A 25,997-nucleotide genomic window follows, 5' to 3' on the forward strand; every position below is an offset into this window, starting at 1 on the left:
CAATGCGGGCTCAGTGGGCGTTAGGGGTGAACGGTGAGGTCCATCTGGAACGGCGCCATCTCCTTCGGGCTGGTGAGCATCCCCGTCAAGCTGATGAACGCCACGGAGAACCATTCGATCTCCTTCCGGCAGATCCACCTCGCCGACGGTGGCCGGATCCGGTACCACAAGGTCTGCGAACTGGACGAGCAGGAGGTGACCGGCGCCGAGACCGGCAAGGCGTACGAGGACGCCGACGGCACCGTGATCCCCGTGACCGACGAGGATCTCGCCTCACTCCCGCTGCCCACCGCCAAGACGATCGAGATCGAGGGCTTCGTACCCGCCTCCGCGATCGACCCGCTCCAGCTCGACTCGGCGTACTACCTCTCCGCCAACGGGGGGCCCGCGGCCAAGCCGTACGCGCTGCTGCGCGAGGCCCTGAAGCGGAGCGAGAAGGTCGCCGTCGCGAAGTTCGCGCTGCGCGGCCGCGAACGGCTCGGCATGCTGCGCGTGGTCGACGACGTGATCGCGATGCACGGCCTGCTCTGGCCGGACGAGATCCGCACCCCCGAGGGCATCGCTCCGGACCCCGGCATCAAGATCCGTGATGCCGAACTCGACCTGGCGGACACCCTGATGAACACCCTCGGCGAAGCCGACCTGGACACGCTCCACGACGACTACCGCGAGGCGGTGGAGGAGCTCGTCGCGGCGAAGGCCGCCGGGGAGACCGTGGAGACGGTGGAGGACGAGGGCGGCGGTGGCCAGGTCATCGACCTCATGGCGGCGCTGGAGAGCAGTGTGCGGGCGGCGAAGGAGTCCCACGGCAAGGACGGGGACGAGGACGCGGGCGACGTGGCGGACGTCCACCCCATCAAGGGCCGGAAGAAGACGGGCGCGAAGGCCGCCACAGGCGGGAGCGGCGCGGCCAGGAAGACCGCTGCGGGGAAGACTGCGGCGAAGAAGGCCACGGCGACGAAGACGACGGCGAAGAAGACCGCAGCGAAGAAGACAACGCCGAAGAAGGCAACGGCAAAGAAGACGGCCGCGAAGAAGACGTCGGCGAAGAAGACCGCGGCGAAGAAGACGACGCCGAAGGCCACGGGGAAGGCGGCCGGGAAGCGGGCCGCGTCGAGCCGGTCCCGCTCCACGGCCTGAGGGTTCTCGCGGACCGGCGGCGCACCGCCGGAGCCGCGCGGTGCGGTCCTCCACCGGTGGAACGGAGGACCGCCGGGCCGGCCCGTCAGCCGGCCGGGACAGCGGCTTCGAGGGCCGGCAGGTAGGCCTTCTCGTGCCCCTCCGCCGTGGGGTGCACGTTCGAGTCGCTGATCCATGGGTCGCTCGTGCAGATCTCGTGGCCCGCGAACGCGGGGCGGCCGTCGGCGAAGGCGAAACCGGCCGCGGCGGCGCGGCCCGCGATCGTCGCGTTCAGAAGGTCGGAACCCTCGTTCACCGCCGTGCGCTTGGCCGAACCGAGACCGCCGAGGCAGAGCCCGCCCTCCTTGTAGAGGTGGGGGTAGCCCACGACGACGACATGGGCGCCGGGTGCACGGTCGCGCACCGTCGCGTACAACTGGTCGAGCTCGCCCGGAAGTTCGCCGCGTACGTACTCCGCCGCCGTGTCCAGGGCCCGCTCGCAGGCCGAGAGGGTGGAGTACCTGCAGCTGAGCATCGTCGACGCGAAGCCGGAGTCGTTGCCGCCGATGCTGAGACTGACCAGGGTCGTCCCCGGGCCCAGGTGCCGCACCTGGTCGGCGAGGACATCGGGGATCTTCGCCCCGCCGCAGGCGGCGAAGGTGAAGGAGGCCGGGGCGTAGGCGTCCGCCCAGAGCTGCGGATAGGCGTTCCTGCTCCGGGTGCAGGCCGTGTCCGAGTAGTCGCCCGCACCGGTACCGGAGGCGTACGAGTCACCGAGGGCCACGTACTGCCCGGCCGCCGCCGTGGTGGGCGTGGCCGCGGACACGGGCACCGGGATGCCCGCCAGCCCGAGGGCCAGCACGGTTGCGGTGAGCACGCGGGGGATGCGCATGGGATTCCTCCGGGGAGCGGGTGGGGGCGGGTTCCGTTGCACACCATCGCGCCGCCCGCTCCTCCGGAACATCGGTGAAATCGCCTACCGCGTCCGACAGGCACCGCGGATGTCCGGGCAGTAAAGTGCGGAACGCCGCGACTGGCGCGCACCCGGCAGGGTGCTCCGTGGAAACGACCACGAGGGAGCGGCACACCCCGGGCCTGCCCGGGGCGTCATCGCCGGAGGGCCGTCCGCCTGGGCATCCGGGTCCATGTCGCAGCAGTGCGACCGACCCGGGAGGACCCCGTGGCCGTACAGCCGTCCGATGACCGCCGACCCGCCCTGACCGCAGCCGATCCGGAACTCGCCGCCCTGGTGAGCGCCGAGGAGCGGCTCCAGGCGGACACCCTGCGCCTGATCCCCAGTGAGAACTACGTGTCCGCCGCCGTCCTGGAGGCGACCGGCACCGTCCTGCAGAACAAGTACTCCGAGGGCTACCCCGGCAAGCGCTACTACGAGGGCCAGCAGGTCATCGACCAGGTGGAGACGCTGGCCGTCGAGCGGGCCAAGGCGCTGTTCGGGATGGACCACGCCAATGTGCAGCCGTACTCCGGCTCGCCCGCCAACCTCGCCGCGTACCTGGCCTTCCTCGAACCGGGCGACACCGTCCTCGGGATGTCGCTGCCGATGGGCGGCCACCTCACGCACGGCTGGGGCGTCTCCGCGACCGGCACGTGGTTCCGGGGCGTGCAGTACGGGGTGCGCCGCGACACCGGGCGCATCGACCTGGACGAGGTGCGCGACCTGGCACGCGCCGAGCGGCCCAAGCTGATCTTCTGCGGCGGCACCGCGGTTCCCCGGGTGATCGACTTCGCCGGGTTCGCCGACATCGCCCGCGAGGTGGGGGCGGTGCTGGTGGCCGATGTCGCCCACATCGCCGGGCTGATCGCCGGGGGCGCGCACCCCTCGCCCGCTCCGTACGCGGACGTCGTGTCCACCACCACCCACAAGACCCTGCGCGGACCGCGCGGAGCGATGCTGCTGTCCAGGGCCGAGCACGCGCGCGCCGTCGACCGTGCGGTCTTCCCCGGCCTCCAGGGCGGTCCGCACAACCAGACCACCGCGGCGATCGCGGTCGCGCTGAAGGAGGCGGCCGGGGCCGAGTTCCGTGCGTACGCCCATCAGGTCGTCGCCAACGCCCGGACGCTGGGGGAGGAGCTGGCCGCACGCGGCTTCGACCTGGTGTCCGGGGGGACGGACAACCATCTGCTGCTGGTCGACCTCACCGGGAAGGACGTACCGGGCAAGGTCGCGGCCAAGGCCCTGGACCGGGCCGGGATCGTCGTCAACTACAACACGGTGCCGTACGACCCGCGCAAGCCCTTCGACCCGTCCGGCATCCGCATCGGTACGCCGGCGCTGACGTCCCGGGGCATCCCGGAGTCCGAGATGCGCGCCGTCGCCCAGTGGATCGACCTCGTCGTCGAGGCGGCCCGCACCGGTGACGAGGCCACCGTGTCCAAGGTCCGCGGCGAGGTGAAGACCCTGATGGACGCCTGGCCGGCGCCCGGTCTGCCGCCCCGCTGAGAGGCGCCGTCGGGGACCGCCGAGGGCGCGGGGCGGCCCGGACCGCCGGGGGCTCGACTCCGCGCGCCCGCTCTGCGCCCTGCCCGTTCGTCGAACTGCCGTACAGGCTGGGGGAGTCGGGTGGCGCACGCGTGAACGCGAGGGGGCACGAATGCAGGATCTGAAGGTCACGTCATGGCAGCTCTTCGGGCACGACCGGCTCTATGTGAACCTGCCGGACGGCACGGCGATCGGATGGGCGGATCTGGCCAGCGGCACGATCACGGTCCTGCACCCGCGCTACCGCGACGCCGTGACCGACGCGCTCGCGCGACAGGTCCCGGACATGCCCGCGCTCGGCGAGGCGGCCCCGCCGGGGCCGCCACCCGCCCCACGGATCCCGCCCCTCCGCCGGATGCGGAAGCCCGCCGCTCCCCGCCCGGTCCCGTCGGGCAGGGAGCCGGTCCGGGAGCCGGACGGCTTACGGGTGCCGGAGCAGGGACAGGCCCGGGAGCCCGAGCCCGCACCCGAGCAGCAGGGACAGGGACGGCAGCCCGAACAGCGGGTACCGGCAGGGCGGTCCGGACAACAGGCGCAGGAGGGGCAGCCCCGGCAGCCCCAGCAGCAGGGACCGGGGCGGCGGCCCGTGCTGCCCGCGCTCACCGCCGTGAACGACCTGGCGACCCGACGGCCCGGTGCCGCGCTCCGGGCGCAGCTCGCAGAGGACGGCCCCGGGCTGCTCGTACGGGCCACCACCGGGGCGCTGCGGCGGAGCAAGGAGGCGGACCCACGCCGGGCAGCCCTCACCGGGGAGAGGCGGGTCGGGGCCGAACTGAGGCGGCTGACCCGGCACGGCTGGCGGGTCCTGCACTCACTGCCCCTGCCGGGCGGTGCGGAGATCGGGCATCTGCTGATCGGCCCCGGAGGGGTGTTCGCCGTACGCACCGAGCACCGGCCCGGTGCCTCGGTACGGATCGGGGACGGGACGCTGCGGATCGATGAGGGCTCCCCCCGGACGTACGTGCTCGAAGCCGGTCAGGACACCCGGTATGCCCGTACGGTGCTGGAGACGCACTGCGCCTTCGCCGTGCCGGTCCAGCTCGTGCTGGTGTTCGTCGGAGTCGCCTCCCTCGATGTGCTCGCCACCCCGCCGGGCGTCCGCGTCTGCCGGGACCGCCACCTGTCCGCCCTCGCCCCGCTGAAGGACGTCCTCACCCCCACCCAGGTCGAAAGGGTCTACGACGTCGCCCGGAACCGGGACGCCTGGCCGGACGCGTGAGCACAGAGAACTGCCGGTAGATTCCTCGGGAGCCACCGAGGGAGAAGACGCCGTGAGACTTCGCTGTGCCGTGCTGGACGACTTCCAGTCCGTCGCCACCACCGCCGCGGACTGGTCGCCCGTCGCCGACGACGTCGATGTCGTCGGCTTCGCCGAGCACTTCGCCTCCGAGGACGAACTGGCCGCCGCCCTCGCCGGTTTCGACATCGTCGTCACCCTGCGCGAGCGGGTGCCCTTCCCCGCCTCCCTGATCGAGCGGCTGCCCCGGCTGCGGCTGCTCGTCGCGTCCGGCATGCGCAACTCCGTCATCGACTACGCCGCCGCCGAGCGGCACGGGGTCACCGTCTGCGGCACCGCGAGCACCACCACCCCGCCCGTCGAGCTCACCTGGGCGCTCCTGCTCGGCCTGGCGCGCGGAATCGTGCCCGAGGCCAATGCCCTGCGCGACGGGGGCCCCTGGCAGTCGACGGTCGGGGCGGATCTGCACGGGCGCAGGCTGGGACTCCTCGGACTGGGGAAGATCGGCAGCAGGGTCGCCCGGGTCGGCCTCGCCTTCGGCATGGACGTGGTGGCCTGGAGCCGGAACCTGACGGCCGAACGGGCGGCGGAGGAAGGTGTCGTGCTCGCCGCGTCCAAGGAAGAGCTCCTGGAGACCAGCGACTTCGTCTCCGTGCACCTGGTGCTGAGCGAGCGCACCCGAGGGCTGCTCGGGGCGAAGGAGCTCGGTCTGATGCGGTCCGGCAGCTATCTGATCAACACCTCGCGGGCCGCGATCGTCGATCAGGACGCGCTGCTCGACGTGCTGCACAAGGGGTCCATCGCGGGAGCCGGAGTCGACGTGTTCGACGTCGAGCCGCTGCCGGCCGGCCACCCGATGCGTACCGCGCCGCGCCTGCTGGCGACCCCGCACCTGGGCTATGTGTCCCGGGCCAACTACGCGACGTACTACACGCATGCCGTCGAGGACATCCGCGCGTTCCTCGACGGGGAGCCGGTCCGCAGGCTCGGCTGACACCGCGGGCCGTCCCGGAGCGGGGAGCGAGTCCGTCTCCAGCGGCGCTGCAGCCGCACCCGGCAGCCTGGTGGTGACGGCGCAGCCATGAGGGCGGCCGTCGCGAAGGGAGTTGCCATGTCTCAGCCCGTCGGGACCCTCCGCCAGCAGGTCACGGGTGACCTGTACGCCGAGGTGCAGACCTTCTATGCCCAGCAGATGCGACGGGTCGACGCCCTGGACATCGAGGGCTTCGCCGACACGTTCACGGACGACGGCGAGGTCGTGCACGCGGGCGGCCAGCGGCAGAGCGGCCGGGTCGAGATGATCGCCGGGATGCGGGCCAACCTGCCCCGCTACCAGGACATCGCCGTGCGGCACTGGTTCGGTCATCTGCTCATCGAGACCGACCCGGCGGACGAGGACACGCTGCGCGTCTCGTACTACACCCTGGTCACCCAGACCGACCGTGAGGGGAAGGTCTCCTTCCAGCCGACCTTCACCGTGGACGACGTGCTCGTCCGCCGCGACGGCCGCCTGCTGACCCGCTCCCGCGTCATCCACCGCGACAGCCCGGTCGCTCCGGCCGCCTCCTGAACACGGTGTCCGGCGCATGGACGAGGGGCCCTTTACGAAGGGCCCCTCGTCCATGCGCCGGACACCGGTCCGGCAGGCCGTCAGTCGATGCCGCGGCAGATGTGCGGTTCGCTCCCGTCGTCGTCCAGGTCCCCGGCCAGCAGCAGGGGGACCCAGGGGGGTGCCTCGACCGGCGGGGCGACCGGCAGAGGCAGGGGCAGGGGCAGGGACAGTGGCAGTTCCACCGTGACGCGGTCCAGCAGCATCGTCTCCATCGACGACTCCTCCTTCGGTTGTGCGAGGTGTGCGAGGTCTGTGAGTGGTACGAGAGGCGCCGCGCGATGCGCCGTACGGTCAGGCGTGGCAGGCCGGCAGCCCTCCGTGGAAGGCGACCATCTCCTTGAAGGACGCCGCCACATCGATGCGGGCACCCGGGGCGAGGCCGTCGAGCTCCGCGTACGCGCGGTGCAGGTTCCCGACGAGCCGCTCGGAGTCCAGGAGCCCGGCGAACGCCCCGATGTCCGCCTCGCGCGCGGCCTGCAGCGGGCCCACGCCGCGCCGCAGACCGTCCTGGGCCAGCTCCTGGAGCAGCCGGAGGTACGCCTCCGTCGCGTCGATGAGCTCCGGTCCGCCCACCGGGCCGTGCCCGGGGACCACCACCGCGGGCCCGAGCGCCCGCAGCCGCTCCAGGGCCCGCAGCGAACCGGTGACCGACCCCATCAGGATGTACGGGGTCACTCCCGACCAGACGACGTCACCGGTGAACAGGACCGCGCGCTGGGGCACCCACGCGACGATGTCGTTCGCCGTGTGGGCGGGCCCCACGTGCAGGAGCTCGGTGCGCAGCCCGTCGCCGTGCAGGGTGAGTTCGTCCCGGAAGGTGAGGGTGGGAAGCGTCAGCGGGGTCTCGCCCCACTCCACGTCCGGCCACAGGTGGCGCAGGCCGAGGCCCGCCTCCTCGGTGTCGGACCGCGTCCCCTCGTGGGCCACGACCACCGCGCGAGGGGTGAACTGGCCGTTGCCGAAGGTGTGGTCGCCGTGGAAGTGCGTGTTGACGACGTAGTCAGGACCGCCGGGAACGATCCGGGCGACCTCCTCCCGCAGCCGCCGGGTGCGGGACTCGGTCGCCGCCGTGTCCACCAGGACGGAACGGCCCCCGCCGGCGACCAGCCCCGCGTTGTTGAGGCACCAGCCGCCCTCCGGCTGGACGAAGGCGTACACGTCCTCGGCGACCGGCACCAGGGAGCCGGGCGGCGCCACCCGCGGGGCCTGAGCCGTCGTCACGCGCCCTCCTCCTTCGCGGCGGAGGGCAGCCGCCCGAAACGGCCCTGGTGGAAGAGGAGCGGGTCGGGGGCGGACAGGCCGCCGGACAGGGCGACGACCCTGCCGATGAGGAGCGTGTGGTCCCCGGCGGCGTACTCCGCGTCCAGGACGCATTCGACGTAGGCCTCCGCGTCGGGCAGCACGGCGTTGCCCGTGACCCCCTCCTCGGCGGACAGCCGCAGCATCGCCGCCCGGCCCTCCGAACGGTCGGGGCGGCAGAACTCCTGCGCCAGGTCGCGCTGCGCCTCCGTCAGCACGTTCACCGCGAAACTCCCGGCGCGCGAGATCCGCGGCCGCATCCGGCCGTCGGCCTTCACGGACACCAGGATCAGCATCGGGTCGAGCGACACCGAGGTCAGGCTGTTGAGCGTCATGACGATGGTGTCGTCGCCGCTGCCCTGGGTGAGCAGGGTGACGCCCGTGGGGAATCGGCCCATCGCGGTACGGAAGGCGGCCACGTCGGGTTCGGCCAGCAGTGCGCCGGCGGTCACAGCAGTCATGTCAGGTACTCCGATTCTGCTCGTGCCATCAGGGCCATGGGGGCGGGTACGGGCGGGCTCAGTAGTTGCCGAGTCCGCCACAGACGTTCAGTGCCTGGGCGGTGATCGATCCGGCCGGGTCGGAGGCCAGGTAGCCGACCAGGCCGGCCACCTCCTCGGGGGTGGAGTAACGGCCCAGCGGGATCTTCGCGTTGAACTTGTCCTGGATCTCCTGCTCGCTCACCCCGTAGTGGCCCGCGTAGCCCTGGCGTACGCGCTGCGCCATCGGAGTCTCGACATAGCCGGGGCAGACGGCGTTCACGGTGATCCCGGTCGGGGCGAGCTCCTTGCCCACGGCCTTGGTGAAGCCGATCACGCCGTGCTTGGAGGCCGAGTAGGGCGCGGCGAGCTCGACGCCCTGCTTCCCGCCGGTGGACGCGATGTTGATGATCCGGCCCCAGTCGCCGTCCCGCATCAGACCGGCCTTGAGCACCTCGCGGGTGACGCGGAAGGTGCCGTTCAGGTTGGTCTCGATCACGTCGTCCCAGAGCGAGTCCTCCATCTCGGCCGTCACACCGCCGCCGCCCCGGCCCGCGTTGTTCACGAGGATGTCGATCCGCCCGTACTCGGCGACCGCGGCCCGTACCGCCTCCTGGATCTGCTCCAGGGACGTCACGTCGCAGACCGTGCCGGCCACTTCGAGGCCCTCTTCGCGCAGCTGCTTGACCACGGTGCGTACGCTCTCGGCGCTGCGCGCCACACCGAACACCGCGACCCCCTGCCGGGCGAGCAGCTCGGTCACGGCCAGGCCGATACCGCTGGTCGCACCGGTCACGAAGGCAACTCGTCGTCCCGCGTCCGTCATCGTGCTCTCCCCATCGCTCGTGTCGATCCTGTCCAGGAACTCGACGGTGGGCCCGTGTCCTTGCGGGGTTCTCGCACGCCGCTGGACCCGGGGTGGAGGCCCCGCCCTCCAGCCGAACTCCACACGGGGCCTAGCGCGGGCGGTCAGCGTGGGCGCCATTCGATGCGGCGACCGGGCGGACACCCGGCTGGAGCGAGGAGGCCCCGTGCCCGAGCAGACGCAGACCCTGCCCGACGTCAGGAAGTCGGTGACCGTGGCGGCGACGCCCGACCAGTGCTTCAAGGTCTTCACCGAGCGCCCTGTGGACTGGTGGCCGCCGAGCCACATCCTGGTGCGCAAGGAGCGGGCCGGCCTGGCCTTCGAGGCGGGCGTGGGCGGGCGTTACTACGAGTGGGACGTGGAGGGCACCGAGATCGCCTGGGGCCGGATCCTGGAATGGGTGCCCGGCCGCCGCGTCGCCATGACCTGGCGGATCGACCCCAACTGGCAGTCCATCCCCACCGACGACGGGGCGAGCCAGATCGAGGTGGACTTCGAGGCCGTCGACGGGGGCACCAAGGTGTCGCTCGCGCACGTCAAGCTGGACCGGCACGGTCCGGGCGCCGAGCGGATCTTCAAGGCGCTGGACGGACCGAGCCCGGGCGAGACGCTGGAACGCTTCGCGCAGGCCGTCGGGGACGGGGCCGGGATATGAGCATCGACGGAAGCGTCATCGACGCCCCGGCGGCCCCCGCGGCCACGGACACGGGCCTGGTCCCGGCCGCCGACCGGCTGCGGCTGCTCGCGGCGCTGCACGCGGCCGACGCCGACACCGGGCGAAGCCTGTCCCGCGAGGTCACCGACGCGATACGCGAGGCCGGGTTCGCCCGGCACTTCGTGTCGGCCCGCTTCGGCGGCACGGAGGGCTCCTTCGCGGAGCTGACCCGGGCCGTCGTCTCCGTCGGCGAGGGCTGTGCCGCCTCGGCATGGTGTGCGTCGCTCGCCGCGTACTCGGCGCGCTTCGCCTCCCACCTGCCCGAGGAGGGCCACCAGGCACTGTGGGGCGCAGGTCCCGACACGGTCGTGGCGACCGGCCTGATGCCCGCCGGGCGGGCCAGGGCCGTGGACGGCGGCTGGCGAGTCAACGGCCAGTGGGCGTACGTCAGCGGCATCGACTTCGCGGACTGGGCGATGGTCTGCGCCGCGGTCGGCGGCGGAGAGGGCCCGCCGCAGCTGCGCTTCTTCACCCTGCCCCGGGGCGCGTACACCGTGCGCGAGACCTGGGACAGCGTCGGGATGCGGGCGACCGGCAGCCACACGGTCGTCATCGACGACGTGTTCGTACCGGCGCACCTGTCCTTCGACCGCACGGACATGCTCACCGGCCGCAACGGCACCTCCCGGGTGGCCGCCCACAACGTGCCCTTCCAGGCCGTCGGCGGACTCACCTTCATCGCCCCCGTCGTCGGCGCCGCCACCGGCGCCCTGGCGGCGTGCGCGGGCTCCATCACCGGCCGGCGGCGCAACCAGACCGCCGAGCTGACCATGGTCCGCGCGTCCGGCCGGGTCGACGCGGCGCGCCACCTCGTGGAGGAGAACGCCCACGTCCTGGACGAGCGGCTGTTCACCCCCGAGCACATGGCGCGCAACGAGCGCAACGCCACCTACGCCGCCGAGACCCTCCGCGAGGCGGCCGCGCTGCTGGTCGGCGCGGCCGGCACCGGAGGCCTCGGCGAGGGGCACGCCCTGCAGCGGTTCTGGCGGGACATCACCTCCGCCACCAGCCATGTGGCACTCCAGTACGACACGGCGGCCAGGAAGAACTACTCGGCCGTGCTCCTCGGCCCCGCCGAGTGAGCCGAGCCGCCGCACGGCGGGAGGGGGCGTCCGGGAACTTCCCGGGCGCCCCCTCCCGCGTCCGCGGGGGCTGCCCGGGCCCCCGGAACGCGTATCGACGGACTCCAGTTCGGGGCGACTTGGCCTCCATCGGCGGTCCGTACGTTGAGGCCCGACCCGTAACGCCCCAAGCGGAGGTTTCGTCGTGACAGTCACCCAGGAGACAGCCACCCAGGAGACGGCGCCCCAGGGCACCGGCTGCCCGGTGGCCGGCACGTTCCCCTTCACCGGATCCAGCTACCGCGGCCCGGCGCCCGCGTACGGCCGGCTGCGCGCCGAACAGCCGGTGGTGAAAGTGCCCACCGCGGGAGGTGTGGACGCCTGGCTGATCACCCGTTACGAGGACGTGCGCCGGCTGTCCGCCGACCCCCGGCTCAGCCGCGCCCAGGCCTGCGGCGAAGGTGCCCCCCGGGTGGGCGGCACGATGCACACCACCCCCGAGATGATCATCTCGCTGGACGCCCCCGAGCACTCGCGGCTGCGCAAGCTGGTCGCCGGCGCGTTCACCATGCGGCGGGTCGAGCGCATGCGGGAGAACGTCCAGCGGGTCACGGACGAGCTCCTCGACGACATGGAGGCCAAGGACGGCGCCGTGGACCTCGTCCAGCAGCTGGCGGTGCCGCTGCCGCTGACCGTCATCGGTGAGCTCCTGGGCGTACCGTCCGAGGACCTGCGGGAGTTCGAGCAGTGGGCCCGTGCCTTCGCGACCGTCGACGACCGGGCCGGCGGCGAGGCCTCCCTGCACGCGCTGGGCAAGCTCAGCGAGTACATCGTCGGTCTGATCGCCGAGAAGCGCGCCAACCCCTCCGACGACATGCTGTCCGAGCTCATCGCGGCCCGCGACGACGACGACCGGCTCAGCGAGCCCGAGCTGGTCACCTTCGGCTTCACCCTGATCGGGGCCGGCTTCGACACCACGGCCAACCAGCTGGCCAACTCCGTACTGGCCCTGCTGGTCGACCACCAGGAGCAGTGGCGCTACCTGGTCGAGGACCACTCCCGCATCCCGAAGGCGGTCGAGGAACTCCTGCGGCACGTCAACCTGTTCGCCACCGACACCTCCGGCTTCCCGCGCATCGCGGCGGAGGACATCGAGGTCGGCGACGTGACGATCCCGAAGGGCGACGCCGTCCTTCTCTCGCTCGCCTCGGCCAACCGCGACGCGGAGGTCTTCGACGAGCCGGACCGGCTCGACCTGGGCCGTGAGCGCAACCCGCACATCTCCTTCGGCCACGGGATGCACTACTGCCTGGGCAAGCACCTGGGGCGCATGGAGATGGAGATCGCCATCGAGGGCCTCGTACGGCGTTTCCCGGACCTGAAGCTCGCAGTGCCGGAGAGCGAACTGCCGTGGCACACCGGGGAGATCAACCACACGCTGACCAGTCTCCCGGTCGTACGGGGCAACTGACCCGGCAGACGGGCGGGAACGGTCCCGGCCCCCTCGGCCTCCTTCACGGACACGAAGGAAGGACGAGGGGGCCGGGACCGTTCCCGTGCCCGCGCGCCCCGGCACGCACGAGCCGCGCCCGCCTTCCGCTCGTGGGAGCGGGAGGCGGGCGCGCGGGCAGGAGAGCCGGAGCCGGGTCAGCCGGCCGCGGACGACACCCGGACGGCGGTGGCGTCCACGTCGATCGGACCCTGCGGGCCGACGGTCGCGTCCGGGGTGACGAAGGCGTACGCCTCGGAGACGAACCGCTGCCCCGAGATCCGCCCCATGTGCACGGCTTCCACCTTGCCCGGGTACGGGGATCCCGGCGGGCCCGGCGGGTGCGTGACGTAGAAGGCGAACGTGCCGTTCTTCCTGTCGCTCCAGAAGCCGCCTCCGGCGAACTGGGGCTCACCGTTCTCGCCGACGGGACCCTCGACCGTCAGCTGGTGGTCGGCGCGGAAGACGAAGCGGGAGTGGGCGACGGAATCGCCGTCAGGGGTGTGGACGGTCACCGTGAGGTCCCAGGTTCCGGCCAGCGAGACGGCTCTGACCTGGTGCCCGGACGTCTCACCGGCCGTGGCCGACGCGGTGCCGACACCGGCGAGGACCGCGAGTACGGCCAGCCAGACGCCGAGGACTCTCAGGGTGATCGGACGCGGGGGCCGACGCCGGGCGGTATCGGCCCCGGTGGTCGCGCCCGCGGGCGCCGACGTGGTTTCAGGCATGGACGGACAGCCTTTCCTGGGTGGTGGTGCGGGACGGTGGAGCTGTGGGGGTGGTGGGGGTGCGGGGGAGTCTCTTGAGGTCGAAGCCCGGCTGCCGGACGGCCTCGGGCGACAGATCGGTGCCGGCCGTGAGCAGCCGCCGGGCTATGCCGTGGTCCGCGGGACGGTTCACGGACTCGACGCCGGTCAGCCGGCCCGCGCGGAAGCAGAAGACGGAGAACTTCCCGTCGGCGGGGTCGCCGACGGTGACCGTCTCGTCGTGGCCCGCCGTCAGCCCCGCGATCTGCAGCCGCAGCGCGTACTGCTCGGACCAGAACCAGGGCACGGCGGTGTACGCGTAGGGCTCGCCGCAGATCGCCGCGGCCACGCACTTGGCCTGGTCGGAGGCGTTCTGGACGGACTCCACCCGGACATGGCGGCCCGCGTGCGGGCTCGGGAAGCGCGCGCAGTCACCGAGGGCGAAGATGTCCGGGTCGCTGGTGCGCAGCTGCGCGTCCACGACGACGCCGTCACCGACGAGCAGGTCGGCGGCGAGGGCCAGTTCGATGTTCGGCAGGACGCCGACGCCGACCACGATGAGGTCCGCGGCGATCCGCTCCCCGCCGTCCAGCTCCATGACCTGGACCCGGCCCTCGCCGTCGCCGAAGAGTGCGGTCACCTCGCGGCCCAGCAGGACGCGTACGCCCCGCTCGCGGTGCTCGGCGACGATCCGGTCCGACACCGTGGGGGTGAGCGCGCGGGCCAGGGCCCGGGGCTGCGCCTCCACCACCGTCACCTCGTGGCCGAGGCCGCGGGCGGTCGCCGCCACCTCCAGGCCGATGAAGCCGGCGCCCACCACGACGAGTCTGCGGGGCGGCCCGCTGAGCCGCAGCCGGAGGTCCTCGGCGTCGGCCAGGCCGCGCAGCGACAGCACCCCGGTCAGCGAGGCACCGGGCACGGGCAGGGTGCGGGGCCGGGAACCGGTGGCCAGGACGAGGTTGTCGTACGGCAGGCGCAGTCCGGAGTCCAGGAGGACGGTGCGCCGCTCGCGGTCCAGGGAGGCCACCCGGTCACCGGGCAGCAGCTCGATGTCCTGCTCGGTGTAGAACGACGGGGGCCGCAGCGCGATCTCCTCGGCCGCCACGGTGCCCGCCAGGTAGCCCTTGGACAGCGGCGGCCGGTAGGACGGTCCGGGCGGCTCGTCGCCGATGAGCGTGATCCGGCCCCGGAAGCCCCGGCTGCGCAGGGCGCAGGCGGTGTCGAACCCCGCCTGGCCCGCGCCGACCACGACGACCGCGTGCGCGGCCATCAGCTCTGCGCCTCGGGCAGGTGGACCAGCAGTCCGTCGATCTCGTCACCGACGGGCAGCTGGCAGCTCAGACGGCTGAACTCGGTGCGCTCGCAGGCGGTGCCGTACAGCACGTCGTCCTCGACGGAGTCCATCTCGGGCAGCGGCAGAGTGTTCGCCTCGTCGACGTACACATGGCAGGTGCCGCACTGGGCGGAACCGCCGCACTGGGCCTCGATGCCGTCGACGTTGTTGAGCTTCGCACCGCGCATGACCGTGTTGGGCGCCTGGACGTCGACGATGGTGACGGTACCGTTCGGATGCTTGTAGGTGATCTTGGCCATGGCGAGCTCTCCTCGTGGAATGTCGGCCGGCCGTGCGGAAGTACGGCACCGGACTGTGGGATACGTCCCTGCAGTCCCGGTGGAGTGGATCTCGACCGCGCGGGCCCGCGCGACCCCGGCGCCGCACAGATCGGACCGGCGCTCGAGCGCGCGTCGACACACGGTCCGGCGGCAGTCCATCGAAGGGGCGCAGCGTGCCCGCATGACTGTGACCGATCGGACGCGACAGACGCCCGCCCCGCCCGGCAGGGCCGCCCCCCGGACCGGGCTGGTGCTCGTCGCCTGCTGTCTGGGCCAGTTCATGAACGTGCTCGACGCCTCGGTGGTGAACGTGGCCCTGCCCGTCATCGCCGACGACCTGGACTTCGACCGGCACAACCTGCAGCTCGTCAACAACGCCTACACGGTGGTGGTCTGCGGCTTCCTGCTGCTGGGCGGACGGCTCGCGGACCTGTTCGGCCAGCGCAGGATCTTCCTGTGCGGAGTCGCCCTGTTCACGCTCGCCAGCGCCGTCGGGGGAATGGCCGACGCCCCCGGGACGCTGATCCTCGCCCGCGCCTTCCAAGGGCTCGGCGCCGCCGTCATGGCGCCCGCCACGCTCACCGTGCTCGGCACGACCTTCACCGAACCGGGCGCACGGGCACGGGCCTACGGATGGTGGAGCGCCGTCTCCGGGACGGCCGGGGCGATCGGGGTGCTGGCCGGCGGGGTGATCACCGAGTGGTTCTCCTGGCGGTGGATCTTCCTGATCAACGTCCCCATCGGGATCGCCCTGCTCGCCGCCGTCCGCTGGGTGGTGCCGGAGACCCGGCCGCAGGGCGAGGGCCGTGCCCACCGCCGTCTCGACCTGCCCGGTGCCGTCACGGTCACCCTCGGGCTGATGAGCACCGTGTACGGGGTCTCCGAGTCGCACGTGCACGGCTGGGGGTCCGTGCGGGTGCTCGGACCGCTGCTGGCCGGAGCCGCGCTGCTCGCCGCCTTCCTGGTGATCCAGGCACGGTTCGCCCGGCACCCCCTGGTGCCGCTCAAGATCTTCCGCAACCGTTCCGTGGCCGCCGCCAACCTCGTCGCCTTCTTCGGCATCGCCGCGCTCTTCAGCACCTTCTACTTCTTCACGCTGCTGCTCCAACAGGTGCTCGGCTACAGCCCGCTGGTCACCGGCCTGAGCTATCTGCCCCTCTCCCTGGGCATGGCGCTCGGCGGCTGGGGCATCGCGTCCGTCGTCCCCCGCACCGGGCCGCGCCCGGTCCTGCTCGGCGGCCTCGGGCTGTCGGCCGCCGCACTGTTCTGGCTCGCCCGGCTCGACGCGGGTGCCACGTACACCGTGGACGTGCTGGGGCCCGCCGTGCTCCTCGGCTTCGGCATGGGCGCGGTGCTCAACGCCACGACGAACGCCGCCACCGCCGGACTCCCCGCCCATCAGGCCGGGCTGGCCTCCGGGCTGCTCAACACCACCCGGCAGCTCGGCAGCGCGGCCGGTCTGGTGACCCTGGCCGCACTGTCCGCGGCCCGCGTCGACGCCCGCGTCGCCGCCGGGGCGGACACCACGGACGCCCTCGCCTCCGGCTACGGGCTGGCGCTCACCTGGGCGGCCCTGTTCGCCGTGGCCGGACTGGTGGCGGCCCTCTTCGTGCCGGTCCGGGAACGTTCCAGTACCCCTCGAGGCGCTACCGAGAGTCTGGCGGCCTGACGAGAACGGAGGTTTGCGGTGGTGAGCGAGTTCCACACACAGCGGCCGGCATGGTCGCCCGCACCGGACGACGACCGGACCGAGCACGCGACGATCGAGGTCCCCCGCGACTACACCGACCCCGGGGGCGAGCGGATCACACTCGCCCTCAGCCGCCGCCGCGCCACCGACCCGGCGCGCCGGCGCGGTGTCCTGCTGGCCGTCAACGGCGGCCCCGGCGGCGACTGGGGGCACGGCCTCGGCCTGCCCGGCAAGTTCGCCGGAACCCCCCTGGAGGAGGTCTACGACCTCATCGGCTTCGACCCGCGCGGCACCGCCGGATCCACCCGGCTGTACGCCGAAGTGGCCGTCCCCGCCCAGCCGTTCGACTCCCGGCCGCCGGACACCGTGTTCGCGGGACTTGCCGAGGACATGCGGCTGCGCGAGGAGGCCTGCGCACGGGGCGGCGGGGACCTGCGCCCGCACATCAGCACCCCCAACACCGCCCGGGACATGGACGTGATCCGTGCGGTGCTCGGCGAGGAGCGGATCAGCTTCGTCGGGTACGCGTACGGCGCCTACGTCGGGGCCGTCTACGGGAGTCTCTTCCCGGCCGGCCTGGACCGGCTGGTCCTGGACTCCTGTGTCGGCCCGCAGTGGACGTGGCGCGAGCAGTTCCTCCAGCAGGGCGACGCCGTCCAGCGCAACGTCGACCTGTGGGCCCGCTGGACCGGCGAGCGGCACGGCAGCTTCGCCGTCGGCGCCTCGGCCGAGCAGGTGCTCACCACCGTGGAGGAGGCGGTCGCCGCCCTGGAGTCGCTGCCCCAGGACGCCGTACGGCTGCGGACCCTGTTCGACGGGGCCGTCGGCAACCGGGCGAGCGACCGCGGCCAGTGGGCCACTCTCGCCGTCCTGGTCGCCGGGGTGCACCGGGCGGCCCGCGAGGGCGACCCGGAGGCCTGCCGCGAGCTGCTCGCCGAACAGGGCACCTGGCGGCCCGCGGACAGCGAGGGCGACCTGCGCGTCGGCGTCCTGGAGGCCATCACGCTGGAGCACGCCTGGCCGTCCGACCTGGAGGTGTACTACCAGGACATGCGGGAGTTCCGTAAGCGGTTCCCGTACGGCTACGGGGTGCTCCGGGCCTCGCCGTGGGTGGGCGCCTTCCGCGCCTTCGAGGCCGCCGAGGAGCCGGTGCGGATCACCCGCGACGGCTACGCGGCCGGCCTGATCGTGCAGGCCGACGGCGACCCCATGGACCACTACGACGGCGGAGTGGCCATGGCCGAACTTGTCGGCCACCACCTGCTCACCGTCGAGGACTCGGGAGAGCACGAGGTGTACGTGCTGGGCGGCAACCCGCACGTCGACGCCGTCGTGCACCGCTACCTCGTGGACGGCACCCTGCCGCCCGCGCGCTCCGCCGTCCCGGGCCGTACCCCGCGCCCGGACGTCCCGGCGGACGCGGCCTGAGCGGGTCGAGTCCGAAGCAACCCCGTGTCCAGCAGCGCCTTCTACGGTGCCGCGCAACCGTGTCAACTGTGGAGGTGCTGTTGTGTCCGTGACCGAGTACGGGAGCGAGTCCGTGACCGATGAGGACCGGGACATGAAGGTGTTCCCCCTCGCCGGCTCGTCCTACCGCTGCCCCGCCCCGCAGTACGCCGGGCTGCGGGCCGGGCAGCCGGTCGTACGGGTGCGTACCGAGGGCGGCGTGGACGCCTGGCTCGTGACCGCCTACGACGAGGCCCGGGAGGCGCTGGCGGATCCCCGGCTGAGCCGGGCCGAGACCGTGAAGCCCGGCGCACCCCGGATCGGCGGGGCGATGACCTCGACGCCCGAAATGATCATTTCCATGGACGGGTCCGAGCACTCCCGGCTGCGCCGGCTCGCGGCCGGGGCGTTCACCGCCCGGCGCATCGAGCAGATGCGGCCGGGTATCCAGCGGATCGCGGACGGGATGCTCGACGACCTCGCCGGGTCCGGCGGACCGGTCGACCTGGTGGAGCGGTTCACCGTACCCATGCCGCTGACGGTCATCGGTGAGCTGCTGGGTGTGCCGATGAGGGTCCTGCGGCTGTTCGCCGCCAACGCACGGGACTTCGTCACCGTCGACGACCAGGGCGAGGACTCGGACTCCGTCAACGGGCTGGCCAAGCTGAACGAGTACATGGTCGAGGTCGTCGCGGAGAAGCGCGAGAACCCCACCCAGGACCTGCTGTCGGATCTGATCACGGCCAGGGACAGCGGGGACCGGCTCAGCGAGACGGAGCTCGTCACCTTCGCCTTCACGCTGATCGGCGCCGGCTTCGACACCACGGCCAACCAGCTGGCCAGTTCCGTCCTGGCGCTCATCGCGCACCACCGCGACCAGTGGAACTGGCTGGCCGAGGACCGCTCCCGGATCCCGAAGGCGGTCGAGGAACTGCTGCGGCACGTCAACCTCTTCTCCACGGACTCGGCCGGCAACCCGCGTATCGCCGTGGAGGACATGGAGCTCGGCGGGGTGAAGATCGCCAAGGGGGACGCCGTGGTCATCGCGATCTCCTCGGCCAACCGCGACGAGAGGGTCTTCCCCGACCCGGACCGCCTCGACCTCGGCCGCTCCCACAACCCGCATCTCTCCTTCGGGCACGGCATGCACCTGTGCCTGGGCAAGCAACTGACCCGGATGGAGCTGGAGATCGCCATCGACGGCCTGGTCCGGCGCTTCCCCGACCTCAGGCTCGCCGTGCCCGAGAGCGAGGTCCCCTGGCACCTGGGCGGGATCAACCACGCCCTGGAGACCCTTCCGGTCACCTGGGGATCCTGATCCAGGAGCACAGCAGGTGAGCCCCCGCCCTTCCCGGGCGGGGGCTCACCTGCTGTGCGGAGGAACGCTGTCAGCCGATGGGCGCGTCCTGCTGGACCTCGGCGGGGTCCGCGCCGGCGATCCAGGCGTCCATGGACGGCTTCATCAGGGTGTTGAGCAGCTCGACCCGGATGCCGCCCAGACCGCGGTGGTAGACCCACATCAGGGTGCCGTCCGCCTCGGTGTCGTTGGAGGCCTCCACCTCGAAGCCGAGTTCCACGAGCGCCGCGGAGGTGGCCTCGATCCGGTCGTTCTCCGCCCAGTAGCCCACGTGGTGGGCCCCGTTGCTGCCTTCGGACACCCAGACGGTGCCCGGGATGGCCTCGACGAGTTCGAGCCGCGGCTCCTCCAGCGACAGCACGAAGCGCTGGTCGCCGTGCTGGAGGCCGCCCGGGGTGCGCGCCGTCACCTGGAGCTCCATCACGCTGGTCCAGCGGTAGCCCGCCAGTTCGCTCAGCGTCTTCATCGCCAGGTCCAGGTCCTCCACGACCAGACCGGTGTGGAACAGGGCCTCGGGGCTGAGCACCGGGCCCGGTGCGGGGCTGCCGTCCTGCCGGTCCACTGTCTGCGACATCGGTGTGCCGTCCTTTCCTTCTTCGGGTTCGGTTCGGTGGGCCCGGGTGGCCTCAGACCTGCTTCGCGCGTACGAGATCGGCGCCGCCGTCCATCGTGAGGATCTGGCCCGTCACCCACGCGCTGCTCGGCGCGGCGAGCAGAGTGATCCACTGCGACACGTCCTCGGGCACGCCTGTCACACCCAGCGGCACGCTCTTCGCCGCCTGCGCGAAGAGCTCGTCCACCTGCTCGGGGGGCATGCCGTGGCTCTCGTACACCTCGGTGCGCACCCAGCCGGGAGCCACGGCGTTCACCCGGATGCCCTTCGGGGCCAGCTCCAGTGCCCAGGAGCGGGTGAAGGTGTTCACCGCGGCCTTGCTCGCCGCGTACACCGACGCCATCGGTGTCGGGTTGTGACCGGCCGGACTGGTGACGAACACGATGCTGCCGCCCGGCGAACGGAGCGCCGGGAGCAGCCGGTTGGTGAGGATCACGGTGCCGAGCACATTGACGTCGAACAGCTCGCGGGCCGCCTCCGTGTCGATGCTGCCGGCCGCCCCGATGGTGTGGATCCCGGCGTTGTGCACCAGTACGTCGAGGGAGCCGCCCAGCTCGCCGACCGCCTCGGCGACCGCGTCCGCGCCGCTCTGCGTGCTCACATCGGCGCGGACCGGGACGATGGCCGGGTGCAGTGCCGCCACCTCGGCCAGGCGGTCGGCCCGGCGTCCGGTGACGATCACCCCCGCGGCACCCTGCTTGGCGAAGTCGAGGGCGGTGGCACGGCCGATGCCGGTGGCACCGCCCGTGACCACGACGTACTGGTTGGTGAACGGATGGTTGGTCATGCTCCGTCCTTTCAGGTCGGCTCGGGAGAGGGGGATCAGACGTAGATGGACTTCGACGTCCAGTCGGGGGTGGGTAGCGCCTTGCGGTCCGCCTTGCCGTTCCCGGTGATGGGCAGCTCCGCCAGCGAGACGAAGGCCGCGGGGATCATGTGCTCGGGCACGCGTTCGCGCAGGTACGAACGCAGGGCGCGCCGGTCGAGGGTGTCGGCCTCCGGCACGACCCAGGCCACCAGCCGACGGTCGCCCAGGTGGCTCTCCCGGACCCCTACCGCGGCGCCGCGCACCTGCGGATGGCCGGCGAGGACGCCCTCGAGCTCGCCGGGCTCGATACGGAAGCCCCGCAGCTTGAACTGGTCGTCGTTGCGGCCGAGGAACTCGATGACACCGTCGGGGCGCCGCCTGGCCAGGTCGCCGCTGCGGTAGAACCGCCCGGCCGCGCTGTCCCACGGGGCGGTGACGAAGGCCCTGTCGGTGAGGTCGGGGCGCCGCCAGTAGCCCCGGGACACCCCCGCGCCACCGATCCACAGCTCGCCGGAGGTGCCGTCGGGCAGCGGCAGGCCGGAGTCGTCGACGATCCGGACGTCGACGTTCTGCAGCGGGGTGCCGATCGGCACGGAGTGGCCGAGGTCCTCCTGCGCGCCGATACGGTGGCAGACGGCGAACGTGGTGGTCTCCGTGGGCCCGTAGCCGTTGACGATCCCGCAGCCGGGCACCGCGGCCCGCAGCTCGCGGATGTGCGGGACCGAGAGCACGTCACCGCCGGCCAGCACCGTGCGCAGCCCGCCGAACGCCTTGACGTCCACATCGATCTGCCGGTGGAAGAGCGCGGCCGTCAGCCAGAGCACGGTGATGCCCTCGTCACGCAGCAGGGCGCCGAGCTCCTCGGCCTGGATCTGCCGCGGCGGGGCGAGCACCAGCCGGGCCCCGTTGAGGAGAGCGCCCCAGATCTCGAACGTGGCGGCGTCGAAGGCGACGGGCGCGAGCTGCAGGATCCGGTCGTCGGGGCCCAGCTCCACGTAGTTGGGGTCCGTCACCAGGTTGGTGATGTTGCGGTGCTCGACCATGACGGCTTTCGGGCGGCCCGTGGATCCCGAGGTGTACATCAGGTAGGCGAGGTCGCCGGGCCGGACCTCGGCGGTCTCCGGCGGCACCGGCCGGTCCGCCGCGGGGCGGGCCGCGACCCGCAGGACCGGGATGCCGTACGCCGAGAAACGGCCGGCATCGTCCGGCTCGCACAGGACGGCACGCACCTCCGCGTCCGCGAACACCTCGGCCACCCGCGCGGCCGGGTCATCGAGGCCGATGGGCACGAACGCCGCACCGGCCCCCAGGACGCCGAGCAGCGCGGCGACGAGTTCGGGGGAGCGCTCCAGGCAGACCGCGATCCGGTCGCCCGGCGTCGCCCCCGCACCGTCCGTGAGCTCCCGCGACACCTCACGCGCCCAGCGGTCGAGCTCGGCGTAGGTCAGGTGGTCGTCACCGGCGGAGACCGCCACGGTGTCGGGGGCGCCGGCGGCCCGACGGCGAAACGCTGCGACTACCGATGTCATCGGCCTGTCTCCTCTCGAGGTGCCCGGGGCGGCAGGGTCTGCGAACCGGCTCGAATGCCGGTGGAACCGGCCATGCCTTCGCGCGGGTCAAGGCACGCGCGAGTACGGCCCTGTTCACTGAATTGCCGGCTCCGCTTAGGGCCTGTCCGTCTGTCCGACCCTGTTCCGGCGGACGGGCCCGTAGGGCCGACGGTTTCCGTCAGCCACCCCACCATCCGGGCCGGTACCGCACTCGACGGGAGTACCACCGTGACCATTCTCGTAACCGGGGCACGCGGCAACGTCGGCCGCCGCGTCCTCGACCGCCTGCACTCGGCGGGCCACACCCTGCGCGCGTCCGGCCGCACACCCGGGGAGTTGAGCGTTCCGGCCGGAGTGGACACCGTCCGGCTGGACCTGAACAGCCCGGACACCTTCGACGCCGCCCTCGACGGCGTGGACAAGGTGTTCCTCTACGCCGAGTCCGACGGCGCCAAGGACTTCTTCGCAGCCGCGGCCGGGGCGGGAGTCCGGCACGTCGTCCTGCTGTCCTCGTCCACGGTCGGCGGCCCCGACGCCGGGACCGACGCCCTGGCCCTGCTCCACGCGGCGGTCGAGGACGCGCTCGCCGAGTCGGCGCTGCCGGCCACCGTCCTGCGACCGGGCGCCTTCGACGGCAACGCGTTCGGGTGGAGCGATGCCATCCGCGGGGGACAGCCTGTCGAACTGCCGTACACGGACGCCCACACCGCGCCCATCCACGAGGACGACATCGCCGCCGTCGCCGCGGCCGCCCTGGCCGACGAGACGCTCGTGGGCCGGACCCTCACCCTCACCGGACCGCAGTCGCTGACCTTCCGTGAGCAGCTCGGCATCCTCGGAGAACTCCTCGGACGTGAGATCCCGGTGCGGGAACTCACCCGGGACCAGGCGGTCGAGCAGATGGGCCGGTTCGTGCCGGCGTCGATCCTCGCCTCGCTCCTCGGCCAGTGGGCCGCGGGGGTCGGGCAACCGGCCGCGACCCTCGACACCGTGGAACGCGTCACCGGACGGCCGGCGCGGACCTTCCGTCAGTGGGCCGGGGAGAACCTCGGCGCGTTCGCCGCCCAGGACTGATCGAGCGGGTCTCAAGAAGAGGCTGCGAAGGTGCCCTCAGATTGCTCCTAAGCCGGTGGGCCGGGCGTCGACCGCCCGGCCCACCGCCGAACCGAGGGGCATGTCCGTGACTTGGAGGTCCGGAATGTACGACGTCATCGTGGTGGGGGCTCGCGTCGCGGGTGCCGCCTCCGCTCTGCTCCTGGCGCGGGCGGGCCATCGGGTGCTGCTCGTCGACCGGGCGCGGTTCCCCAGTGACACGCTCTCCACGCACTACATCCACCAGCCCGGGATCGCGCGGCTCGCCCGCTGGGGAGTGCTGGACGCGGTCCGCGCCACCGGCTGCCCGGCGCTGGACAGGACCGTCTACCAGGTCGAGGACGTCCGGCTGGACGGCGGCACCGTCCCGCACGAGGGACAGTCGGCCGCGTACGCACCGCGCCGGTACCTGCTGGACCAGATCCTGGTCGACGCGGCCGTGGCCGCCGGTGCGGAGTTCCGCGACGGCTGCTCCGTGTCCGGTCTCGTCTTCGACGGGGACCGCGTCGTCGGGGTCAAGTGCCGCTCGGCGGAAGGCAAGCCGGTCGAGGAGCGGGCCCGCCTCGTGGTGGGTGCGGACGGGATGCGGTCGGCGGTGGCCAAGGCCGTCGACGCCCCGTACACGGTCCAGGACCCGCTGATGTCCTGCATCTACTTCACCTACTGGCAGGGCATCAAGTCCCAGTTCGAGCTGTACGAGCGCCCCGGCCGCTGGATCGGCGCGATACCGACCAACGACGATGCCACCCTGATCGCCGCGTACTTCCCGCAGGCGGAGTTCAACCAGGTGCGCGGCGACGCGCTGGAGCACTACCTGGAGAACATCCGCACCACCGCGCCGGACCTGTACGCGCGGGCGATGGACGGCGGCGAACGCGTCGAACGGCTGCGTGGCACCGGGGACCAGCAGAACTTCTTCCGCACCCCGGCCGGCCCCGGCTGGGCGCTCGTCGGCGACGCCGCGCACCACAAGGACTCGATCACCGCGCGCGGCATCAGCGACGCCTTCCTGCAGGCCGATCTGCTGGCCGCGTCGGTCGCCGGCGTGCTCGATGACCCGGTGCGGCTCGCCGAAGGGCTGCGGACGTACGGGGAGGAGCTCCAGGACGAGCTCTTCGAGGGCTACCGCAACACCCTCTTCGTGAGCCGTCTGGAGGTCACGCCCGACCGGATGGCGATGCTCCGCATGGTCAGCGGGTCCCAGGACCTGACGGAGCGCTACTTCGCCGTGGCCGCCGGCGGCATGTCCGTCGACGAGCTGTACGACGAGGAACTGCACAGCCGGCTCGAGACCGAAGCGGCATGACGCCGACCGCGCCCCCGGACAGGGGCCACCAACCGACGCAGAAGACAACGGAGGCACCAGTGACCGCAACGGAGTGGGAGAGGGAGCTTTGCCTGCTGTTCGGCGAAGTTCTCGGCATGCCGGACGTCGATGTGGAGGACAGCTTCTTCGACCTGGGCGGGCACTCCCTCCTGGCGTCCAAACTGACCCGGCGCGTCCAGGAGGCGTTCGGGATCAAGATCCCGGTACGCCGCATCTACCAGGCGCCCACCCCCGCGACTCTCGCGGCGTACCTCTACGCGTCCTGAAGGAGAGACTGACATGCGCTGGAACAACCTCTACGTCGCCGGTGTGGGTGCGTACCTGCCCGAGCGGATCGAGACCGCCGAGGAGGCGATCGCCGCGGGCAGTTACACCGAGCAGAAGCGTTCGCTGAACGGTTTCCGCTCGGTCCACGTGGCCGCCGAGAACGAGACCGGACCCACGATGGCGGCGATCGCGGGGCGCCGGGCGGTGGCCAGGTCCGGACACGAGCACGACGAGTTCGGTCTGGTCCTGCACAGCTACATCGGACACCAGGGACTCGACTTCTGGACGCCAGCGAGCTTCGTGCAGCGCGAGACGGTCGGCGGCACGGGACCGGCGTTCGAGATCAAGCAGGGCTGCAACGGCATGCTGGCGGCCTTCGAGGTCGCCTCCTCGTACGTGACCTCCCGCCCCGACGTCACCGCGGCCCTCATCACGGGCGGCGACGCCTTCCGGATGCCCTACATCGACCGCTGGGGTTCGGACGAGCAGAACGTCGACGGCGACGGTGCCGCGGCCCTCGTCCTGTCCAGCCGCGGCGGGTTCGCCCGCGTCCGCGCCACGTACTCGCACGCGGACCCCTCGCTGGAGCCGATGGGCCGCAGCGGGGCCGGCTGGACGGACGCGCCGTTCTCCGGGGGTGCGCCGGTCGGGGTCAGCGAGCGCAAGTCGGACTACCTGCTCGCCGAGGACATGGACTTCGACGACGCCATCGAGAAGATCTCCGCCAGCGTGCAGCTCTCGATGAAGCAGGCCCTCCACGAGGCCGAGGTGGAGCTGCCCGACGTGCGGTACTTCCTCCACCAGAACCTCGCCCTGTCGATCGTGACCCACGGGCTCTACGGCCTGCTGGGCGTCGACCGGGAGCGGACGACCCACGAGTGGGGCCTGAGCACCGGCATGGTCGGCACCGCCGACCCCGTGCTCGGGCTGAACCGGGTCATGGAGAGCGGCGAGGCGAAGCCCGGGGACCTGGTCGTCCTCCAGGCGGCCGGCGCGGGATACGTGTGGACGACGACGGTCCTGGAGATCCTCGACACCCCGGACTGGTCGAACTGACCGCACGACGGCGGGGGAGAGACCGGGTCCTGCGGTCTCTCCCCCGCCGTCGTGC

General features: G+C 72.3%; 26 protein-coding genes. 15 read left to right on the forward strand and 11 right to left on the reverse strand.

All coding sequences use genetic code 11. The annotated features are described in order from the left end of the window. Positions 1–33 precede the first annotated feature (33 nt). The gene (locus ACFW9O_RS35285; protein ID WP_384615126.1) at positions 34–1,140 is read left to right on the forward strand and encodes a Ku protein; all 1,107 of its coding nucleotides are present in this window, start codon (positions 34–36) and stop codon (positions 1,138–1,140) included. A gap of 85 nt (positions 1,141–1,225) precedes the next feature. On the opposite strand, the gene ACFW9O_RS35290 is transcribed toward ACFW9O_RS35285, so the two are convergent. Further along, positions 1,226–2,011 carry an SGNH/GDSL hydrolase family protein gene (locus ACFW9O_RS35290; RefSeq protein WP_384615128.1) on the reverse strand — a complete coding sequence of 262 codons (786 nt, stop codon included), beginning with the start codon at positions 2,009–2,011 and terminating at the stop codon, positions 1,226–1,228. Between the two features lie 288 nt (positions 2,012–2,299). On the opposite strand from ACFW9O_RS35290, the gene glyA reads away from it, so the two are divergent. The 4 genes from glyA (at position 2,300) to ACFW9O_RS35310 (ending at position 6,426) form a co-directional block, all read left to right on the forward strand. Next, positions 2,300–3,580 carry a serine hydroxymethyltransferase gene (gene glyA, locus ACFW9O_RS35295; protein ID WP_384615130.1) on the forward strand — a complete coding sequence of 427 codons (1,281 nt, stop codon included), beginning with the start codon at positions 2,300–2,302 and terminating at the stop codon, positions 3,578–3,580. Positions 3,581–3,731: 151 nt separating this feature from the next. Then, entirely contained in the window at positions 3,732–4,838 is a 1,107-nt protein-coding gene (locus ACFW9O_RS35300; RefSeq protein WP_384615131.1) for a nuclease-related domain-containing protein, read from the forward strand. A gap of 52 nt (positions 4,839–4,890) precedes the next feature. Beyond that, positions 4,891–5,850: a D-2-hydroxyacid dehydrogenase family protein gene (locus tag ACFW9O_RS35305; protein ID WP_384615133.1), complete on the forward strand. Its 960-nt coding sequence runs from the start codon at positions 4,891–4,893 to the stop codon at positions 5,848–5,850. Between the two features lie 117 nt (positions 5,851–5,967). Continuing rightward, positions 5,968–6,426, forward strand: a complete 459-nt coding sequence (locus ACFW9O_RS35310; RefSeq protein ID WP_351174968.1) for a nuclear transport factor 2 family protein — start codon at positions 5,968–5,970, stop codon at positions 6,424–6,426. Between the two features lie 80 nt (positions 6,427–6,506). Here the strand turns inward: ACFW9O_RS35310 and ACFW9O_RS35315 are convergent, their stop codons facing one another. The 4 genes from ACFW9O_RS35315 to ACFW9O_RS35330 form a co-directional block, all read right to left on the reverse strand. Further along, complete coding sequence (locus ACFW9O_RS35315) at positions 6,507–6,680, reverse strand: hypothetical protein (RefSeq protein ID WP_384615135.1); 174 nt, start codon at positions 6,678–6,680, stop codon at positions 6,507–6,509. A gap of 79 nt (positions 6,681–6,759) precedes the next feature. Beyond that, positions 6,760–7,689 (reverse strand): MBL fold metallo-hydrolase, encoded by a 930-nt coding sequence (locus ACFW9O_RS35320; RefSeq protein ID WP_384615137.1) that lies wholly within the window; start codon positions 7,687–7,689, stop codon positions 6,760–6,762. Further along, the gene (locus ACFW9O_RS35325; protein ID WP_351182029.1) at positions 7,686–8,228 is read right to left on the reverse strand and encodes a flavin reductase family protein; all 543 of its coding nucleotides are present in this window, start codon (positions 8,226–8,228) and stop codon (positions 7,686–7,688) included. Before ACFW9O_RS35325 ends, ACFW9O_RS35320 begins: the two co-directional genes overlap by 4 nt. A 58-nt stretch (positions 8,229–8,286) precedes the next feature. After that, on the reverse strand, positions 8,287–9,072 hold the full coding sequence (locus tag ACFW9O_RS35330) for an SDR family NAD(P)-dependent oxidoreductase (RefSeq protein ID WP_351182026.1): 786 nt from the start codon (positions 9,070–9,072) through the stop codon (positions 8,287–8,289). Between the two features lie 205 nt (positions 9,073–9,277). Between ACFW9O_RS35330 and ACFW9O_RS35335 the strand changes: the two genes are divergently transcribed. The 3 genes from ACFW9O_RS35335 to ACFW9O_RS35345 all read left to right on the forward strand — a co-directional run bounded on the left by ACFW9O_RS35335 (position 9,278) and on the right by ACFW9O_RS35345 (position 12,358). Then, positions 9,278–9,766 (forward strand): SRPBCC domain-containing protein, encoded by a 489-nt coding sequence (locus tag ACFW9O_RS35335; protein ID WP_384615139.1) that lies wholly within the window; start codon positions 9,278–9,280, stop codon positions 9,764–9,766. Beyond that, positions 9,763–10,908 carry a hydrolase gene (locus tag ACFW9O_RS35340; protein WP_384615141.1) on the forward strand — a complete coding sequence of 382 codons (1,146 nt, stop codon included), beginning with the start codon at positions 9,763–9,765 and terminating at the stop codon, positions 10,906–10,908. The genes ACFW9O_RS35335 and ACFW9O_RS35340 overlap by 4 nt, the downstream gene beginning before the upstream one ends. A 184-nt stretch (positions 10,909–11,092) precedes the next feature. Next, positions 11,093–12,358 (forward strand): cytochrome P450, encoded by a 1,266-nt coding sequence (locus ACFW9O_RS35345; protein ID WP_351182496.1) that lies wholly within the window; start codon positions 11,093–11,095, stop codon positions 12,356–12,358. Positions 12,359–12,534: 176 nt separating this feature from the next. Here the strand turns inward: ACFW9O_RS35345 and ACFW9O_RS35350 are convergent, their stop codons facing one another. The 3 genes from ACFW9O_RS35350 to ACFW9O_RS35360 are packed head-to-tail and all read right to left on the reverse strand — an operon-like array spanning position 12,535 to position 14,715. Next, on the reverse strand, positions 12,535–13,104 hold the full coding sequence (locus ACFW9O_RS35350; protein ID WP_351181584.1) for a hypothetical protein: 570 nt from the start codon (positions 13,102–13,104) through the stop codon (positions 12,535–12,537). Next, positions 13,097–14,392, reverse strand: a complete 1,296-nt coding sequence (locus tag ACFW9O_RS35355) for an NAD(P)/FAD-dependent oxidoreductase (protein ID WP_384615144.1) — start codon at positions 14,390–14,392, stop codon at positions 13,097–13,099. The genes ACFW9O_RS35350 and ACFW9O_RS35355 overlap by 8 nt, the downstream gene beginning before the upstream one ends. After that, on the reverse strand, positions 14,392–14,715 hold the full coding sequence (locus tag ACFW9O_RS35360) for a 2Fe-2S iron-sulfur cluster-binding protein (RefSeq protein WP_327114700.1): 324 nt from the start codon (positions 14,713–14,715) through the stop codon (positions 14,392–14,394). Before ACFW9O_RS35360 ends, ACFW9O_RS35355 begins: the two co-directional genes overlap by 1 nt. A gap of 202 nt (positions 14,716–14,917) precedes the next feature. Here ACFW9O_RS35360 and ACFW9O_RS35365 point away from each other — a divergent pair, with 202 nt between their 5' ends. From ACFW9O_RS35365 to ACFW9O_RS35375, 3 genes are all read left to right on the forward strand, one after another. Further along, a complete protein-coding gene (locus ACFW9O_RS35365) occupies positions 14,918–16,405 on the forward strand; it encodes an MFS transporter (RefSeq protein WP_384615145.1) in 1,488 nt (495 codons plus the stop codon). 21 nt (positions 16,406–16,426) lie between these two features. Further along, positions 16,427–17,854 carry an alpha/beta fold hydrolase gene (locus ACFW9O_RS35370; protein ID WP_384615147.1) on the forward strand — a complete coding sequence of 476 codons (1,428 nt, stop codon included), beginning with the start codon at positions 16,427–16,429 and terminating at the stop codon, positions 17,852–17,854. Positions 17,855–17,936: 82 nt separating this feature from the next. Then, complete coding sequence (locus ACFW9O_RS35375; protein ID WP_351181596.1) at positions 17,937–19,190, forward strand: cytochrome P450; 1,254 nt, start codon at positions 17,937–17,939, stop codon at positions 19,188–19,190. A gap of 70 nt (positions 19,191–19,260) precedes the next feature. Here the strand turns inward: ACFW9O_RS35375 and ACFW9O_RS35380 are convergent, their stop codons facing one another. From ACFW9O_RS35380 to ACFW9O_RS35390, 3 genes are read right to left on the reverse strand one after another with little or no spacing between them, the layout of a single operon-like run. Beyond that, positions 19,261–19,803, reverse strand: coding sequence for a VOC family protein (locus ACFW9O_RS35380; protein WP_384615149.1), 543 nt, complete (start codon positions 19,801–19,803; stop codon positions 19,261–19,263). Positions 19,804–19,855: 52 nt separating this feature from the next. Continuing rightward, positions 19,856–20,629 carry an SDR family NAD(P)-dependent oxidoreductase gene (locus tag ACFW9O_RS35385; protein ID WP_384615152.1) on the reverse strand — a complete coding sequence of 258 codons (774 nt, stop codon included), beginning with the start codon at positions 20,627–20,629 and terminating at the stop codon, positions 19,856–19,858. 35 nt (positions 20,630–20,664) lie between these two features. Further along, entirely contained in the window at positions 20,665–22,179 is a 1,515-nt protein-coding gene (locus ACFW9O_RS35390) for an amino acid adenylation domain-containing protein (RefSeq protein ID WP_384615154.1), read from the reverse strand. Positions 22,180–22,428: 249 nt separating this feature from the next. Here ACFW9O_RS35390 and ACFW9O_RS35395 point away from each other — a divergent pair, with 249 nt between their 5' ends. From ACFW9O_RS35395 to ACFW9O_RS35410, 4 genes are all read left to right on the forward strand, one after another. Beyond that, positions 22,429–23,274, forward strand: a complete 846-nt coding sequence (locus ACFW9O_RS35395) for an SDR family oxidoreductase (RefSeq protein ID WP_384615155.1) — start codon at positions 22,429–22,431, stop codon at positions 23,272–23,274. A 124-nt stretch (positions 23,275–23,398) separates the two neighbouring features. Beyond that, positions 23,399–24,598 (forward strand): NAD(P)/FAD-dependent oxidoreductase, encoded by a 1,200-nt coding sequence (locus ACFW9O_RS35400; protein ID WP_384615157.1) that lies wholly within the window; start codon positions 23,399–23,401, stop codon positions 24,596–24,598. A 59-nt stretch (positions 24,599–24,657) separates the two neighbouring features. Next, positions 24,658–24,885, forward strand: a complete 228-nt coding sequence (locus ACFW9O_RS35405; RefSeq protein ID WP_329207405.1) for an acyl carrier protein — start codon at positions 24,658–24,660, stop codon at positions 24,883–24,885. A 13-nt stretch (positions 24,886–24,898) separates the two neighbouring features. After that, positions 24,899–25,942, forward strand: a complete 1,044-nt coding sequence (locus ACFW9O_RS35410; RefSeq protein WP_329207404.1) for a ketoacyl-ACP synthase III family protein — start codon at positions 24,899–24,901, stop codon at positions 25,940–25,942. Positions 25,943–25,997: the final 55 nt, after the last annotated feature.

The sequence above is a fragment of the Streptomyces sp. NPDC059499 genome, from assembly GCF_042749285.1.
In the GTDB taxonomy this organism is placed as follows: Bacteria; Actinomycetota; Actinomycetes; order Streptomycetales; family Streptomycetaceae; genus Streptomyces.

Bases quoted from the DNA above. Each gene is read 5' to 3' on its own strand.
- ACFW9O_RS35290 (WP_384615128.1), bottom strand. From the start codon at position 2,011: ATGCGCATCCCCCGCGTGCTCACCGCAACCGTGCTGGCCCTCGGGCTG.
- ACFW9O_RS35300 (WP_384615131.1), top strand. From the start codon at position 3,732: ATGCAGGATCTGAAGGTCACGTCATGGCAGCTCTTCGGGCACGACCGG.
- ACFW9O_RS35310 (WP_351174968.1), top strand. From the start codon at position 5,968: ATGTCTCAGCCCGTCGGGACCCTCCGCCAGCAGGTCACGGGTGACCTG.
- ACFW9O_RS35315 (WP_384615135.1), bottom strand. From the start codon at position 6,680: ATGGAGACGATGCTGCTGGACCGCGTCACGGTGGAACTGCCACTGTCC.
- ACFW9O_RS35325 (WP_351182029.1), bottom strand. From the start codon at position 8,228: ATGACTGCTGTGACCGCCGGCGCACTGCTGGCCGAACCCGACGTGGCC.
- ACFW9O_RS35330 (WP_351182026.1), bottom strand. From the start codon at position 9,072: ATGACGGACGCGGGACGACGAGTTGCCTTCGTGACCGGTGCGACCAGC.
- ACFW9O_RS35340 (WP_384615141.1), top strand. From the start codon at position 9,763: ATGAGCATCGACGGAAGCGTCATCGACGCCCCGGCGGCCCCCGCGGCC.
- ACFW9O_RS35350 (WP_351181584.1), bottom strand. From the start codon at position 13,104: ATGCCTGAAACCACGTCGGCGCCCGCGGGCGCGACCACCGGGGCCGAT.
- ACFW9O_RS35355 (WP_384615144.1), bottom strand. From the start codon at position 14,392: ATGGCCGCGCACGCGGTCGTCGTGGTCGGCGCGGGCCAGGCGGGGTTC.
- ACFW9O_RS35360 (WP_327114700.1), bottom strand. From the start codon at position 14,715: ATGGCCAAGATCACCTACAAGCATCCGAACGGTACCGTCACCATCGTC.
- ACFW9O_RS35365 (WP_384615145.1), top strand. From the start codon at position 14,918: ATGACTGTGACCGATCGGACGCGACAGACGCCCGCCCCGCCCGGCAGG.
- ACFW9O_RS35380 (WP_384615149.1), bottom strand. From the start codon at position 19,803: ATGTCGCAGACAGTGGACCGGCAGGACGGCAGCCCCGCACCGGGCCCG.
- ACFW9O_RS35385 (WP_384615152.1), bottom strand. From the start codon at position 20,629: ATGACCAACCATCCGTTCACCAACCAGTACGTCGTGGTCACGGGCGGT.
- ACFW9O_RS35390 (WP_384615154.1), bottom strand. From the start codon at position 22,179: ATGACATCGGTAGTCGCAGCGTTTCGCCGTCGGGCCGCCGGCGCCCCC.
- ACFW9O_RS35400 (WP_384615157.1), top strand. From the start codon at position 23,399: ATGTACGACGTCATCGTGGTGGGGGCTCGCGTCGCGGGTGCCGCCTCC.
- ACFW9O_RS35410 (WP_329207404.1), top strand. From the start codon at position 24,899: ATGCGCTGGAACAACCTCTACGTCGCCGGTGTGGGTGCGTACCTGCCC.